The sequence below is a fragment of the Flavobacterium limicola genome (genome assembly GCF_003634755.1).
In the GTDB taxonomy this organism is placed as follows: domain Bacteria; phylum Bacteroidota; class Bacteroidia; order Flavobacteriales; family Flavobacteriaceae; genus Flavobacterium; species Flavobacterium limicola.
Genome location: NZ_RBXA01000001.1, coordinates 355088 through 369859 on the forward strand (window position 1 = coordinate 355088; position 14772 = coordinate 369859).

The 14772-nt window shown below is 35.2% G+C and carries 14 protein-coding genes; 6 read left to right on the forward strand and 8 right to left on the reverse strand.

What is annotated here, in order from left to right:
- Positions 1 to 78: 78 nt before the first annotated feature.
- The 8 genes from mgtE to BC952_RS01585 all read right to left on the reverse strand — a co-directional run bounded on the left by mgtE (position 79) and on the right by BC952_RS01585 (position 7675).
- Complete coding sequence (gene mgtE / locus BC952_RS01555) at positions 79 to 1431, reverse strand: magnesium transporter (RefSeq protein ID WP_121363959.1); 1353 nt, start codon at positions 1429 to 1431, stop codon at positions 79 to 81.
- Entirely contained in the window at positions 1421 to 2200 is a 780-nt protein-coding gene (gene rsmA / locus BC952_RS01560; RefSeq protein ID WP_121363960.1) for a 16S rRNA (adenine(1518)-N(6)/adenine(1519)-N(6))-dimethyltransferase RsmA, read from the reverse strand. Before rsmA ends, mgtE begins: the two co-directional genes overlap by 11 nt.
- A gap of 164 nt (positions 2201 to 2364) precedes the next feature.
- A complete protein-coding gene (locus tag BC952_RS01565; RefSeq protein WP_121363961.1) occupies positions 2365 to 2676 on the reverse strand; it encodes a DUF4286 family protein in 312 nt (103 codons plus the stop codon).
- Positions 2677 to 2747: 71 nt separating this feature from the next.
- Positions 2748 to 4523 (reverse strand): tetratricopeptide repeat protein, encoded by a 1776-nt coding sequence (locus BC952_RS01570; protein WP_121363962.1) that lies wholly within the window; start codon positions 4521 to 4523, stop codon positions 2748 to 2750.
- 121 nt (positions 4524 to 4644) lie between these two features.
- Positions 4645 to 5916, reverse strand: a complete 1272-nt coding sequence (gene serS, locus BC952_RS01575) for a serine--tRNA ligase (RefSeq protein WP_121363963.1) — start codon at positions 5914 to 5916, stop codon at positions 4645 to 4647.
- A 94-nt stretch (positions 5917 to 6010) separates the two neighbouring features.
- Positions 6011 to 6550, reverse strand: a complete 540-nt coding sequence (locus BC952_RS01580; protein ID WP_121363964.1) for a DMP19 family protein — start codon at positions 6548 to 6550, stop codon at positions 6011 to 6013.
- A 113-nt stretch (positions 6551 to 6663) separates the two neighbouring features.
- A complete protein-coding gene (locus BC952_RS14795) occupies positions 6664 to 6834 on the reverse strand; it encodes a hypothetical protein (protein WP_167445665.1) in 171 nt (56 codons plus the stop codon).
- A 100-nt stretch (positions 6835 to 6934) separates the two neighbouring features.
- Complete coding sequence (locus BC952_RS01585; RefSeq protein WP_208639963.1) at positions 6935 to 7675, reverse strand: DUF2971 domain-containing protein; 741 nt, start codon at positions 7673 to 7675, stop codon at positions 6935 to 6937.
- A 480-nt stretch (positions 7676 to 8155) separates the two neighbouring features.
- Here BC952_RS01585 and metG point away from each other — a divergent pair, with 480 nt between their 5' ends.
- The 6 genes from metG (at position 8156) to BC952_RS01615 (ending at position 14654) form a co-directional block, all read left to right on the forward strand.
- Complete coding sequence (metG, locus tag BC952_RS01590; protein WP_121363966.1) at positions 8156 to 10216, forward strand: methionine--tRNA ligase; 2061 nt, start codon at positions 8156 to 8158, stop codon at positions 10214 to 10216.
- A 12-nt stretch (positions 10217 to 10228) separates the two neighbouring features.
- The gene (locus BC952_RS01595) at positions 10229 to 11125 is read left to right on the forward strand and encodes a DMT family transporter (protein WP_121363967.1); all 897 of its coding nucleotides are present in this window, start codon (positions 10229 to 10231) and stop codon (positions 11123 to 11125) included.
- 36 nt (positions 11126 to 11161) lie between these two features.
- Positions 11162 to 11848 (forward strand): HAD family hydrolase, encoded by a 687-nt coding sequence (locus BC952_RS01600; RefSeq protein WP_121363968.1) that lies wholly within the window; start codon positions 11162 to 11164, stop codon positions 11846 to 11848.
- 232 nt (positions 11849 to 12080) lie between these two features.
- Complete coding sequence (locus tag BC952_RS01605) at positions 12081 to 13337, forward strand: OmpA family protein (protein ID WP_121363969.1); 1257 nt, start codon at positions 12081 to 12083, stop codon at positions 13335 to 13337.
- 141 nt (positions 13338 to 13478) lie between these two features.
- Complete coding sequence (locus BC952_RS01610; protein WP_121363970.1) at positions 13479 to 14108, forward strand: chloramphenicol acetyltransferase; 630 nt, start codon at positions 13479 to 13481, stop codon at positions 14106 to 14108.
- Positions 14109 to 14147: 39 nt separating this feature from the next.
- Positions 14148 to 14654, forward strand: coding sequence for a ferritin (locus tag BC952_RS01615; protein ID WP_121363971.1), 507 nt, complete (start codon positions 14148 to 14150; stop codon positions 14652 to 14654).
- Positions 14655 to 14772: the final 118 nt, after the last annotated feature.

Genomic DNA, 14772 nt, shown 5'->3' on the forward strand with positions numbered 1-14772 from the left:
AGTTAGGGAAAAGTGTTTGTTGTATAGTTATAGTTGTATTAGTTGTTTTTGAATTCCCTCTTTTTGTTACCTTCCTTCTTAAAATCCTAAAATCATTTTTGCTATCGAAAAATAAATCAGAATTCCGCAAATATCATTGCTCGTTGTAATAAACGGTCCGGTTGCCAGCGCGGGGTCAATGCCAAATTTATCGAGCAATAATGGAATAAAAGTTCCAATAAGAGAGGCAATTATAATTACTGAAATTAACGCTATGGTGACAATCACACCAATGATGATTTCAACATTCAACAGAAGATGACTTCCTAAAAATAATATTGTCGCCAGAATCACTCCATTTAATAAACTCAGTGACACTTCTTTTACCAATCTATTAAATAAGGATCCGCTCAACGTATTGTTAGCCAAACCCTGCACAATAATTGCCGATGATTGCACCCCAACATTTCCTGCCATCGCGGCAATAAGTGGCGTGAAAAAGAATAAATTCCCATGTTCAAGCATCGCTCCTTCAAATAATCCGAGCACTTTCACGGAGATAAAACCACCCAAAAGAGCTAAAACTAGCCAAGGCAGTCGTGCTTTTGTATGTTCAAATATGCTGTCATCCGCTTCAACGTCCTGCGAGATACCTGCTGCCAACTGGTAATCCTCATCGGCTTCATCTTTGATTACATCCACAATGTCATCAATAGTGATTCGACCTACTAATCGTCCCATTTCATCTACGACAGGAATGGCTTCTAAATCGTATTTTTGCATGATTCGGGCCACCTCAACATCTTCGGTATCTACTTTTACGGAGTTCAATTTCCTGATGTAAACATCATTAATTGGTGTTCTGGAAGAAGTGGTCAATAAATCCTTGAGTGACAAACGTCCTTTCAGTCGGTCTTCATCATCTACCACATAAATCGAATGGACTCTGGAAATATTTTCGGCCTGAATGCGCATTTCTTTTACACAAGTAAGCACATTCCAATTTTCATTGACTTTGACTAATTCCTTGTGCATGATTCCACCTGCAGTATCTTCGTCATAACGCAATAAGTCAACAATATCTTTAGCATGCTCAACATCCTGAAGTTCTGATATTACTTCGGCTTTCAAATCTTTCGAAAGCTCCGCGATAATATCGGCGGCATCATTGGTTTCCAGCTCATCTAATTCTTCCGCGATCTCTTTTGCCGAAAGCCTGCTTAATATATTCTCCCGCAAATCATCTTCGAGTTCCAGAAGAATTTCGGCAGTTTTTTCACTGTCTAAAACTTTAAAAATATAGGTCGCTTCATTAAAATCAAGCTCATCGAGAATTTCAGCAATATCAGCATGGTGCATATCATTCAATAATACTTCCAGTTGCTGGTCGTTTTTATTTTGAATGAGTTGCTCTAATTCTTGTATTAATTCTTTGCTGATTTTAAACTCCATCGGCTTCTATTTTTTGGGTGAGTGCTATGAACTCTTCTACATTTAATTGTTCTGGTCGAAGGTTAAAGATTTCATCTTCTCTTAAACTATCGGACAAATTTAAGGTTTTCAAACTGTTTCGTAATGTTTTACGTCGTTGCTGAAAAGCAGTTTTCACTACCGTAAAAAACAATTTTTCGCCGCAAGGCAAACTGTAATCTTTCTTCCTGCGCAAACGTAAAACACCTGATTTTACCTTTGGTGGCGGAATAAATACATTTTCATCTACCGTGAATAAATATTCGGCATCATAAAAAGCCTGAACTAAAACCGATAGAATTCCATACGCTTTTGTCCCCTTTTTTTCACAAATACGTTGCGCCACTTCTTTCTGGAACATTCCTGCAAATTCCGGAATCTGATCGCGGTATTCCAAAGTTCTAAACACAATTTGAGTCGAAATATTATACGGGAAATTCCCAATTATAGCAAATTGTTTTCCTTCAAAAGTTTCATTAATATCATACCTCAAAAAATCTTTAGAAATGATTCTGTCTTTTAATTTTGGATAATTTTGGTCCAAATACGTCACTGATTCCGTATCGATTTCGATAACGTACGTGTTCACCGGCTTGTCCAACAAATATTTTGTCAAAACTCCCATTCCCGGACCTATCTCTAATACATCATCATATCCTTCTAAGTTCAACGTGTCGGCAATATCTTTTGCAATACTTTCGTCTTTCAAGAAGTGCTGTCCGAGGTGTTTTTTGGCTGTTACTTTTTCCATGTTATCATTGCGAGGCACGAAGCAATCTCGCTTTATTTTAAGTTTATTTTGGCACTAAGGCACAAAGTGTATTTTATTTCAAATTGGAGGTCGCAGATTGCGACTTCAAGATTGTGGTTCAAAACGACAATCTGAATGTGATTGGTTCGTTCCTTGCAATGACTCTAATAATCTGCAATCAATTCTAATTCCGTTCTAAAAGCCAGCATTTTATCTCCAAACAATTTCGCTCCTTCTTCGCGAAAACCAGGTGCGTCTTCCTGATAATATTTCTCCAAAGTTTCTTTGCTGTCCGTTGTGTATTGAACCGAATAGGTTACGCCGCCCATTTCCTCCTCAATTAAAACCCTCACCATTCTTGCGGAGGAGAATTTTCCCGTAGCCAAAATTTCAGGAATGTGCTTGTGTTGCATCCAAATCATCCATTGATCGTGAACGCTTTCGTGTATGTTTGTAGTGACGTTGTATAGTATCATTTTTATTTGATTGTTAGACTTTTAGATTACTAGACTTTTTCAAAAAAGTCAAGAATCTAAATAATCTGTTTTTATAAATTAGTATCTCCCCGCAATTGTCTAAATTTCTTTCTGGCTTCCACAAAATAAATACTGTCCTGATGATTGAACAACACCTTTTCATATAGTGGCTTCGCTTTTTCAGGCAACAATTGCTTATTATATATTTCTGCCGAAAAATACAACGCTTCATCTATGTAAATTCCGTCGCTGTGCTGGTCAATAATCGTCTGGTATTGGCTTAAAGCCAAAGCAAAATCACCTTTATTTTCATATATTTTTCCTAATCGCAACAAGGTCACAGCCTCTATTTCCTGTCCTTTATGGTTTTTCAAAATAGACTGAAACTGCGTTACCGCTTCCTGATTCCTGTTTTGATACAACAGATAATCTCCTTTTGCAAATTGTTTTAAAGCCGTTTGTGTCGAATCGGCTACTGTATTGTCATTTATTAACAGAAAATATTCCAAAGCATCATTTGCAATCAACTGCGTATTGGCTGATTTCAATTCCTTAAATTGTTTCAATGCCCAAGCAAAATCGGTTTTGAAATAACTCGTTTTGGCTGCTTTCAAACTCGCTTCATGCGCCATTACATCATTCTTCAAATCCAATTCTATCTGCGAATAATAGATCAAAGCCTGATTAAATTTTTCTTCGTACAGCAAAATATCTGCCAGTTCCATTTTGGCATTAGCCATTTCATAATCATTCAATTGCAATTCCAACGCTCTCTTGACAATTGCCTTTCCTTCCTCTGGTTTTTTTAAATTAAATGCCGTAAAATGTGCCTGAATCAGCTGCAAAGATAAGGTAAAAGGACTTATTTCAAATTGTTTCAACAAACCGTCTAATTCTGCACTGATGGCTACAAGGTCATTTTCGGATGCTTTTTCAATTCTCATGGCTATCAAATACGAATTCGCTTGAATAAGCAATTCTAAATCTTGTGTATTTTCCAATACAAATCCCAAAATTTCTTTAGCCCCTTCCTCATTTCCCTCGTCTATGGCCAATTGTCCTAAATTTACAATATTAGTAAGTGATTCCGGATTGCGTTTGTAAATAGCTTTTTCCTGAATAAATGCCTTTCCGAATTCTTTCTGCTGTACATAAAACCAACTCAAATAATGATTCCAAAAAAGATCTTGATTTTTCTGGGTTCTTATAATTAATGCCTTACGAAGCATTTCACTAAAGGCAGCATCGCCCTCGTCAACCATAAAACGAACCAGTTGATTTTGAATTAATATTGAATTTTGAGGATTCGCATACGCTTCGTCCAGAAAGGTGGAAATCATCATTTCCATATTAGATAATTGGCCGTAAAGTAATCCTATTTGATACTTGAAATTAAAATTCGGTTCCAATTCTGTAGCAGTTTGATAGGACTTTAGCGCATATTCCAATAGCACTTTCCTTTCAAAAGCGTTTGAAATACCATAGACATCATTTGGATTTTTTCTGATTCGGTCTAATGCCTGCTCGTAGTAAACCGTGGCTTTGGCATTATTCTTTTGCAACTGAAAATTATACCCCAATTCTACCAAAATATTCCCTTGATTGTATTTTTCAAGTCGTTGCTGAAGGGCTTTCTCGGCGCTATCAAATTGTTGCAATTGCTGGGAACAATCAATAGTTCTCAGAAAATATTGTGAGTTTTGAGGAATATCTTGCAGTAACTCTTCGTAGCTGATTTTTGCTTTTTCAAAATCACCTTTATCATAATAATACTGCGCTAACTGTTCGTTTTGAGAAAAACAAAGCAATGAAAAAAACAGGGTAATATGTAGAAAGAGTTTTTTCATTTTTAAGTGCAGTTTATTTCTTCAAACATCTATTTTTTTTAAACATATAAGTCATATAAGACTTGCATCGCTTTAAATTTAAAACTTTGCAAAAACTGACATGACTTATATGTTAAAATTTTTAGTTTATGATATCAAATCCGCAATACGGACGCAATACTTCTGGAATTACGATTCCTTCCGGAGTTTGATAATTTTCTAAAATTCCAGCCAAAACTCTTGGCAAAGCCAATGCACTTCCATTTAAAGTGTGTGCCAATTGGTTTTTTCCATCTTTGTCTTTGAAACGCAATTTCAAACGATTGGCTTGAAAAGTCTCAAAATTAGAAACCGAACTAATTTCTAACCAACGATCTTGCGCCGTAGAAAACACTTCGAAATCATACGTCAAAGCCGATGTGAAACCCATATCGCCACCACAAAGACGCAATATTCTGTATGGTAATTTCAATTCTTGTAAAATACTTTTCACGTGTTCCACCATTCCGTCCAAAGCTTCGTATGATTTATCAGGATGTTCTACACGAACGATTTCCACTTTGTCAAATTGATGCAAACGGTTCAATCCACGTACATGCGCACCATAAGAACCTGCTTCACGACGAAAACATGGTGTATAAGCCGTAGTTAAAATGGGCAATTCGCTCTCGTTAAGGATTACATCCCGAAACAAATTCGTCACAGGAACCTCAGCCGTTGGAATTAGGTATAAATCATCGGTTTTATCATGGTACATTTGTCCTTCTTTGTCTGGCAATTGTCCCGTTCCATAAGCCGATGCCTCGTTTACCATGTGCGGAACCTGAACTTCATTGTAACCGGCAGCCGTATTTTTGTCCAAGAAATAATTGATTAAGGCACGTTGTAATCGTGCTCCTTTTCCTTTATAAACCGGAAATCCTGCTCCCGTGATTTTTACTCCCAATTCAAAATCAATAATGTCGTATTTTTTCACCAATTCCCAATGCGGTTGCGCTCCTTCATGCAAAACTGGAATTTCTCCCTCTTCAAAAACGTTTAAGTTTTCCTCCGGCGTTTTTCCAACAGGAACAATATCAGCAGGAAGATTGGGTAATGTATATAATTTCTCTAAAAGTTCTGCGGCAAGTGCATCAGCCGTTTCCGCTAAAGCTTTACTTTTCTCTTTATTTAAAACGGTTTTTTCTTTTAGAATTGCGGCTTTTGATTTCTCACCCGATTTCATCAATTCGCCAATATCTTTGGATAATTTATTAGATTCTGATAAAATGCTGTCTAACTCCACTTGCGTAGCGCGACGTTTTTCATCCAGTTGGACCACTTCTTCAACAACACTTGTAGCATCGATATTTCTCTTTGCCAAAGCGGTGATTACTTTTTCTTGATTCTCTCTAATAAATGCGATTTGTAACATAGTTTGATTTTTATAACGCTAACTTATATATTAATGGTAGCAAATTTAAGGAAATGTTTGATAGAAATGAGGGAAAGTTTTGATGAAAAGTTATCTACTTTCTTTTAATCTCGTGCCCTACAAATTCTTCTAAGGCTGCAAACATATCGTCTACAGAAAGGACTTCGAAATCGGGGTGCGTTTTAAGAAAATTAGCATTCAAAGTAATCAGGTTTTCTTCTATTTCGAAAAAAGTGTCATTGTTGAGCAAATCTCGGATAGGATTTACGCCTTCCAACTTCCCTTTCAAGAATTTATTCAGCTTTACACTACTCATTAATTTTACTTTTTTGGATTGTTGTTGGAACAATTCCAAATGCTTTTCGGCGCCAATCAAAGCCAAACCTTCTTCTATTAATTCGTTTAACTCTTTATCCCAACCCGAATTGTATACAAATTGAGCAAAATTACCTTCAGTATATTGTGAAGTATAGTAATCTAAATAATAACTCATTATCGCATCTTCGTGAATCAAATCATCGTTTACGCCTTCCTCACGCATTAAGTTGATTACCGAAATATTTGAGTGAATTACATCTTGAAGGTTCTCACTGTTAAAGGCTGTTTCTGAAATAATTATTCTACCGAATTCCATTTGTTTTGTATTTGAATATGTGCTGCAAATTTCGGGTAAAATAGTGAAGAATCGAAAAGTTTTTTTTAGCCACGGATTGCACGGATTAACATAGATTGGATTTACGTTACCATTTAACTGACATCAGATTCATCACCTCTCTTTTTCTGATTCATTTTGGTAACCAAAGCTTTCAAACGTAAGGCTTTTTCTTTTTTTTCTTCTTGAAGTTTAGCCTTTTTCCGATTTAGCAATTTGGTGTGCAACGCCTTATTTTTGGTGTTTTTTTCGGGTCCTTTTGGCATGGTTTACAGTCTTCATTAATTACGGTTACAAAGATAAAAAAAGCATTTTTTTCCTGATGTGTTAAGTATAAAAAAAAACCTTTAATCCATTTTTATTAAATTATCGATAAGATGCTTTTGATCTTTTAATCTCAACATTTTTTATATTCAAGGTTTCTAAATAAACAGAAATTGCAGAAGATAAGACCGTATTTTTGGGACCTATTATCACTTCCTTTATGGGGAAATTTTTCTCTCCATTTGAAAAATCAATATCTAAATAAATTTTTGGAGCATTCTGAGACATTAAAAATTTAATTTCCTGTGGAGCAGAATCTTTTCCGAAAGCTGTCCCTCCTGGATCTACAATTTTGAGCGAATTGTTACTTTTTATAAAATTAACCAGATGTACTAATCTTACTTCTTTTTCTTCCGAAAAGGCAGGGTTTTTATAAGAAGTTAAGTCATATGCTATCTCAATACATGCATTCATGAAATATTCACCAAACGTTTCGTCTTCTGACTCTTCTGCTTCGTGAAGAGCTTTTACCATTGCCTTAATTTCTTTGATTTGTTTCTTTTCGTTATATTCTACTTTTAAACCTTTTACAGGTAATTTAAGTAAGTCTTTTGCACTAAAGCCTAGTACGTACCCATTACCATCATCTGAATATGCTCTCCATTGACTTAAAACATCTCCATCTAGTGAAAAACAAGAGGCAAGCACTAAAGCTTTAAGTCCAGAGATGTGGAAAATTCCATCAATTGCATCAAGAAAATCTTGTCCTAATTCAGGTAATAATTCTGATGCTGCTTTTTCCCATATTGAATATCCCCAATGCATTTCCATAAAATCGTTCATAGAAAAGACATCACAAAAACGTATAGTTTTATTTGTACAAATTGCGTGAAATGTATTTGCATCACAATAGTGGTAAATTAGTTCGTTCGATTTTGGTTTATATTGTCTTGGAATTAGCATCTTTTCTTTTTATATGGATTTTACGAAATGGTTCATAACTAATCATATGCGTTATAAAATCACACAAATCCACCCTATTTAATGAAAGTAAGTATGACAAATATCAAATTTAATTATTCTCTAAATATATAAAAATATCTTACAAAAAGATTGTTTTCCAAATCTTTCAGAAACCATTGAGGGTGGCTCTATAGCCCCGATAGCAGTAAAAATCCTTATTGTTTTTTCTTTAAAAACAATAAGATTGTAACGTATAGCGGGACATCGCAGATTCAGCGAAGCTAAATAGCTTCAAATAAAATTCTATTGCTTATTTTTGCAGCTCGTTCTGAATTAATTTCAGAATCTAAAAATAATTTTATGATACAGAATCCAAAAAGATATACGATTACAGCGGCATTGCCTTATACGAACGGACCGATTCACATTGGCCATTTGGCGGGTGTTTATGTGCCTTCGGACATATATTCCAGATATTTAAGATTGCAAGGAAGAGACGTTTTGTTTGTTTGCGGAAGTGATGAGCACGGCGTGGCGATTTCGATGAAAGCCAAAAAAGAAGGCATTACGCCACAGGAAGTAATCGATAAATATGATGGAATAATCCGTAAATCGTTCTCGGATTTTGGAATTTCGTTTGACAATTATTCCAGAACTTCGGCTAAAATTCATCATGATACGGCTTCGGAGTTTTTTAGAAAACTGTACGAACAAGGTGATTTTATCGAAGAAGTAACCGAGCAATTGTACGATGCAAAAGCAGATCAGTTCCTCGCAGATCGTTTTGTGGTGGGAACTTGCCCAAAATGCGGCAACGAAGAAGCTTACGGTGATCAATGTGAAAAATGTGGTTCAACGCTGAATGCTACGGATTTAATTAATCCAAAATCGACAATAACAGGAGAAACTCCCATTTTGAAATCGACGAAACACTGGTTTTTGCCTTTGGACCGTTATGAAGATTTCTTGAAAGAATGGATTCTCGTTGGACATAAAAATGACTGGAAACCGAATGTTTACGGGCAAGTAAAATCGTGGATTGATGGCGGATTAGAGCCTCGCGCGGTAACTCGTGACTTGGATTGGGGAATTGATGTTCCTGTTGAAGGTGCCGAAGGAAAAAAATTATACGTGTGGTTTGATGCGCCGATTGGCTATATTTCTTCCACCAAAGAATGGGCTTTGCGCGAAGGAAAAGATTGGGAACCATACTGGAAAGATCAGGACACGAAACTGGTTCACTTTATTGGGAAAGACAATATTGTTTTTCATTGCATCATTTTCCCAGCGATGTTGAAAGCCGAAGGAAGTTATATTTTACCGGACAATGTTCCTGCAAATGAGTTCTTGAACTTGGAAGGAAATAAATTATCTACGTCTAAAAACTGGGCAGTTTGGCTGCACGAATATTTAGAAGAATTCCCAAATCAACAAGATGTTTTGCGTTACGCTTTGACATCAAACGCTCCAGAAACCAAGGATAATGATTTTACCTGGAAAGATTTTCAGGCGAGAAACAATAATGAATTAGTAGCAATTTACGGGAATTTCATTAATCGCGTGGTGGTTTTAACCAATAAATATTACAATGGAATTGTTCCGCAACCAAATGAACTTTCGGAAGTGGATGAAGCGACTTTAACAGAATTGAAAGCGTATCCAGCTGTGATTTCGAGTTCTGTGGAACGTTATAGATTCCGTGAAGCGTTGAGTGAATTGATGAATGTGGCTCGTTTAGGAAATAAATATTTGGCTGACGAAGAGCCTTGGAAAGTCATCAAAGACAATCCGGAGCGCGTACAAACGCAAATGTATGTAGCGTTGCAAATTGCAGCTGCGTTGAGTTCACTTTGCGAACCGTTCCTACCATTTACAGCAAAAAAATTATCAAGAATTCTAAAAATAGAAAGTCCGTTGAACTGGAATACTATTGCTCAAAATTCTGATTTGATTCCGGCTGGACACCAAATTGGGGAAGCTGAATTGTTGTTTGCTAAAATTGAAGACGAAGAAATCCAAAAACAAATAGACAAACTGGAAGCGACTAAAACCGCTAATACTGCCGAAAACAAAAAAGCGGAACCACAGAAAGAAGCGATTCAATTTGAGGATTTTGCCAAAATGGATATTCGTGTGGGAACGATTCTGGAAGCCGAAAAAATGCCAAAAGCCAACAAACTTTTGATTTTGAAAGTAGACACCGGAATTGATGTTCGCACAATCGTTTCTGGAATTGCTGAGAGTTTTAAACCGGAAGACATTGTAGGGAAAAGAGTAACTGTTTTAGTGAACTTGGCTCCAAGAAACCTTCGTGGCGTAGAAAGTCAAGGAATGATTTTGATGACTACAAACGCTGAAGGAAAATTGGTTTTTGTGAATCCGGATACGGATGGCGTTGCTAATGGAGAGACAATCAATTAAGGAAATTATAAAATGAAAATAAAAAAGCCGCAATTAGCTTTAATTGTTGGGATACTCTGCATTTCGATTTTTCCAATATTAATAAAACTTCGGTTAACTCCCGGGCTAATTTCGGCTTTTTATAGAATGGCAATTGCAGCAACTTTGCTATTGCCTTATGTTATCCTCACAAAAAAATTCAAGCTTCCAACTTTCAAGGTATTAATTCCCGCTATAATTTGCGGAATTTTATTTGCCTCAGATGTTGCCGTTTGGAATATCGCCATACAAGAATCTAGCGCTACGCAGGCTTCACTGCTTACTAATTTATCACCGCTTTGGGTTGGGATTGGTTCGTTTTTATTTTTAAAAACAAAGCCCGCCACTAATTTCTGGATTGGAACTCTAGTCTCGTTATTCGGAATGATTATGCTGGTTGGTTTTCAGTTTTTTATCGAACTGAATTTTGATACCGCTTTTCTTTTAGCAGTATTATCGGGTATTTTATATGCTATTTACTTACTGGTCAGCAAAAAAGTGCTTTCTAAGGTGGATGTCCTTTCGTTTATGACCATAAGCCTAATTTCTTCAAGTATATATTTAGGAATTCTCTGTTTAATGTTAGACGAACCATTTTTCGGATTTTCTGATGCTGGCTGGCTGGTCTTGTTGATCCAAGCAGTAGTTTGCCAATTATTAGCATGGTTATCGCTCAGTTATGCCACACAACACATGCGGGCCACAAGAGTGTCTTTGAGTTTGCTCGGTCAAGCCGTTTTGACTTCTATTTTAGCCTGGTTGTTTTTAGATGAAATAATCACACTGCAAATGATTATCGGAGGAATTATTTTACTTTTGGGAATCCGAATTACCTTTTTTTCGAAAACAATTTCAATGAAGAAAGTCTTTTCCAAAGCAGGGGACAATTAAAAGGAAAACCTCAATTATTATCAAAATAAAATAAAAATGGAACTAAAAGTAATTGCTTTCGACGCCGATGATACCTTATGGATCAACGAAACGTATTTTGATGAAACCGAGAAGAAGTTCTGTGGTTTAATGGAAGATTATTTATCCCATCAAGGAATATCCAAAGAACTTTTTAAGGTCGAAATTGATAATTTAAAACTATACGGTTACGGAATCAAAGGCTACATTTTATCGATGATTGAGGCTGCGATGACTATTTCGAATAATACGCTTCCTATAGAAATAATCGAAAAAATCATCCAATATGGGAAAGAATTGCTGGAGAAACCAATTGTTTTATTGGAAGGTGTGGAAGAAACTTTAGACGCATTACACGGAAAATATAAATTGGTGGTTGCTACCAAAGGCGATTTATTAGACCAACGTCGAAAATTACACAATTCAGGCTTGGGTCATTATTTCCACCATATCGAAGTAATGTCAGACAAGCAAGAAATTGATTATTCTGATTTAATAAAACGATTAGAAATACAACCTTCCGAATTTTTTATGATTGGAAATTCTTTAAAATCGGATGTTTTACCCGTTTTAGCAATTGGCGGACATGCCGTACATATTCCGTTTCATACTACTTGGGCACACGAAAAAATCGATCATAAAGTGGAACATCAAAACTTCAGTTCTTTCGAAAAAATAGCAGAAGTTTTGAAAAAATTGGAGTAGAAAAGCCGGTTTCAAACCTTTTTAATCAATAATCGCAGTATTTTCAACAAAAAAAACCCACATTTAAAGTTAATATTTTTATTTAATCTAAAAAAAAAGTACAAAATATTGCCAAAAGTACCGTTCCATTCTTAGTTTATAGAATTAAAACTAATTCTTACATAATTAACTGTTTAAAATTTCTTATCCTTCATTATGTTGTACTTTTGCAGGGAATTTAAAAAAAACAATAATGAAAAAAATCGTTCTTACGTTAGTTTTTGCTTCTGCAATGACAACTTTAAGTGCTCAAACTGAGACTAAAAAAACTACAGAAAACGACTATAACAAATGGTCTATTGAATTAGCAGGTGGTGTTAACAAAACACAAAGACCTATGACTGCTGGTTACTTTACATCTACACCAAGTCCTTATGTTGCTGATTTAGGAGTTAGATATATGTTTAACAATAAATTCGGTTTGAAAGCGGATTTTGGATACAACAGTTTTGAAGGAAAAAATAATTCAGTTGATTTTGACACTAAATATTACAGAGCAGACATTCAAGCTGTGGCTAACTTAGGAAGAATCATGAATTTTGAAACTTGGACAAATACACTAGGTTTATTGGGTCATGCTGGTTTTGGTTTAGCTCAATTAGAAGATCAAAATTCTGCTTTGAAAGACAGAATGGGTAATTTCATGGCGGGTGTAACTGGTCAAATTAAATTATCAAACAGAATTGCTTTAACTGGAGATTTTACAACAATCTTAAATGCATCTCAAGATGCTGCTTTTGATGCTGCAAGTACTCCTGGTTCAAGAGGTTTTTCAGGAATTCTTTTTAATGGTACTGTAGGTTTAACAGTTTACTTAGGTAAAAACGAAAAACATGCTGACTGGGTAATTGATAATGGAAACGAAATCGATGCATTGAAAAAACAAATCGCTGATATCGAAACTTCAATGTTAGATACTGATAAAGATGGTGTTGCTGATTATTTAGATCAAGAACCAAACACTATTTCTGGTGTAATGGTTGACACTAAAGGAAAATCAATTGATTTAAATAACAATAATGTTCCTGACGAATTAGAAAGTTATTTATTGAAAACTTACGGAAGCAATACTGATAAATCAGCTGTTCTAAGTAACAATGAATTGATTAGAAACTTAATCAATGGTGGTTACGTAAGTACTTATTTTGATTTCAACAAATCAACTCCAACAAATGTATCTACAGAAGGTATTGATTTTATCTTAACGTATTTAAGAAATAATCCTACTGCTTCAGTTGAGATTATTGGTCATGCTGACGAATTAGGAAGATCAGAATACAATGATAAATTATCTACAGCTAGAGCAAACAGTGTTAAAAATGTATTAGTAAAAGCTAACATTGACGCTTCAAGATTAAATGTAGTTGCAGCAGGTGAAGATTCTTCAGTTGAAAAAGATTCAGATGCAGCAAGAAAATTAGTTAGAAGAGTTACTTTCAGAGTAAAATAATTCTTTCTCAATATTCTCTAAAAACCCTAAAGGAAATTTCTTTTAGGGTTTTTTTATGTCTTTTTTATTTCTGCATGAAAATTGAATTTACGATTTAAAAGATTAGTAGTACTTTTGAAAAATAATTAAAATTATACCACTTTGAGAACCCTTTTAAACATAGAGAACTGGTCCAGAAAAGAACATTTTCATTTTTTTAGACAATTCGAAGAACCTTTCTTTGGTGCCACTGTCGAGATTGATTGTACCAAAGCCTATGCTACTGCAAAAGCACTGAAAGCCACTTTTTTCAGTTACTATTTACACAAAACATTGGTAGCAGTAAATACGATTGAATCCTTTCGTTATCGAATTTCTGATGACCAAATATATATTTGTGACCAAATAAATGCTTCGGCTACTATTGGTCGTGAAGACGGCACGTTTGGATTCTCTTTGATTGAATACAATCCTGATTTTTCCGTTTTTAAAACAAACACTTCAAAAGAAATTGAGCGGATTCAAACCACAACCGGACTTTTTACCCGAGCATTTGACGATGATAATGTTATTCACTTTTCGGCTATTCCCTGGCTTGATTTCACCTCTTTATCGCATGCCAGAAGTTATACTTTTCCAGACAGTTGCCCGAAAATTTCCTTTGGGAAAATGAGGATTGCTGACAACGGCAAAAGTACCATGGCGATGTCAGTTCATGTCCATCACGGATTGATGGATGGTTTTCATGTGGGACAATTTGTAGATTGTTTCCAAGAGTTGATGAATCAGTAATCGATTATTTTTTTTTAACTTTACTAAAAACTCATTATTATGCTATCAAAAAATATTGAAATTGCCTTAAACAAACAGATTCGCATCGAAGCGGAATCTTCACAAACCTATCTTTCCATGGCTTGTTGGGCTGAAGTGAGCGGGCTGGAAGGAATTGCACAATTCATGTTTGCACAATCTGACGAAGAGCGCTTGCACATGCTCAAATTAATCAAATATGTAAATGAACGCGGCGGTCATGCACAAATTACAGATTTAAAAGCGCCAAAAACTACTTATGAAACCTTCAAAGGAATGTTTGAGGAACTTTATAAACATGAAATCTTTGTTTCGGATTCAATAAATGAATTGGTACACATCACTTTTTCAGAAAAGGATTATGCCACACACAACTTTTTACAATGGTATGTTGCCGAACAAATTGAAGAAGAAGCAACCGCAAAATCTATTTTAGACAAAATCAATTTGATTGGTGATGACAAAGGTGGTTTGTATTTATTTGACCGTGATTTACAACAAGTAGCATTAGTAAAACCTGCTATTTAAATGTTAAAATTTATTTAGAACAGATAAAAATAATATACATTTGCCTTAGTTTTTTATTCTTTAGAAAATTGGAAAAAAAAAAAAAGGAAAAGAAAAAGGATAAAAAAGAAATCCTTAA

What these genes read in the sequence shown, in the direction of transcription:
- BC952_RS01615 (WP_121363971.1), top strand. Translation starts at nt 14,148, where the DNA reads ATGCTATCAAAAAATATTGAAATTGCCTTAAACAAACAGATTCGCATC.
- BC952_RS01600 (WP_121363968.1), top strand. Translation starts at nt 11,162, where the DNA reads ATGGAACTAAAAGTAATTGCTTTCGACGCCGATGATACCTTATGGATC.
- mgtE (WP_121363959.1), bottom strand. Translation starts at nt 1,431, where the DNA reads ATGGAGTTTAAAATCAGCAAAGAATTAATACAAGAATTAGAGCAACTC.
- BC952_RS01585 (WP_208639963.1), bottom strand. Translation starts at nt 7,675, where the DNA reads ATGAACGATTTTATGGAAATGCATTGGGGATATTCAATATGGGAAAAA.
- BC952_RS01595 (WP_121363967.1), top strand. Translation starts at nt 10,229, where the DNA reads ATGAAAATAAAAAAGCCGCAATTAGCTTTAATTGTTGGGATACTCTGC.
- BC952_RS01570 (WP_121363962.1), bottom strand. Translation starts at nt 4,523, where the DNA reads ATGAAAAAACTCTTTCTACATATTACCCTGTTTTTTTCATTGCTTTGT.
- BC952_RS14795 (WP_167445665.1), bottom strand. Translation starts at nt 6,834, where the DNA reads ATGCCAAAAGGACCCGAAAAAAACACCAAAAATAAGGCGTTGCACACC.
- rsmA (WP_121363960.1), bottom strand. Translation starts at nt 2,200, where the DNA reads ATGGAAAAAGTAACAGCCAAAAAACACCTCGGACAGCACTTCTTGAAA.
- serS (WP_121363963.1), bottom strand. Translation starts at nt 5,916, where the DNA reads ATGTTACAAATCGCATTTATTAGAGAGAATCAAGAAAAAGTAATCACC.
- BC952_RS01605 (WP_121363969.1), top strand. Translation starts at nt 12,081, where the DNA reads ATGAAAAAAATCGTTCTTACGTTAGTTTTTGCTTCTGCAATGACAACT.
- BC952_RS01580 (WP_121363964.1), bottom strand. Translation starts at nt 6,550, where the DNA reads ATGGAATTCGGTAGAATAATTATTTCAGAAACAGCCTTTAACAGTGAG.
- metG (WP_121363966.1), top strand. Translation starts at nt 8,156, where the DNA reads ATGATACAGAATCCAAAAAGATATACGATTACAGCGGCATTGCCTTAT.
- BC952_RS01565 (WP_121363961.1), bottom strand. Translation starts at nt 2,676, where the DNA reads ATGATACTATACAACGTCACTACAAACATACACGAAAGCGTTCACGAT.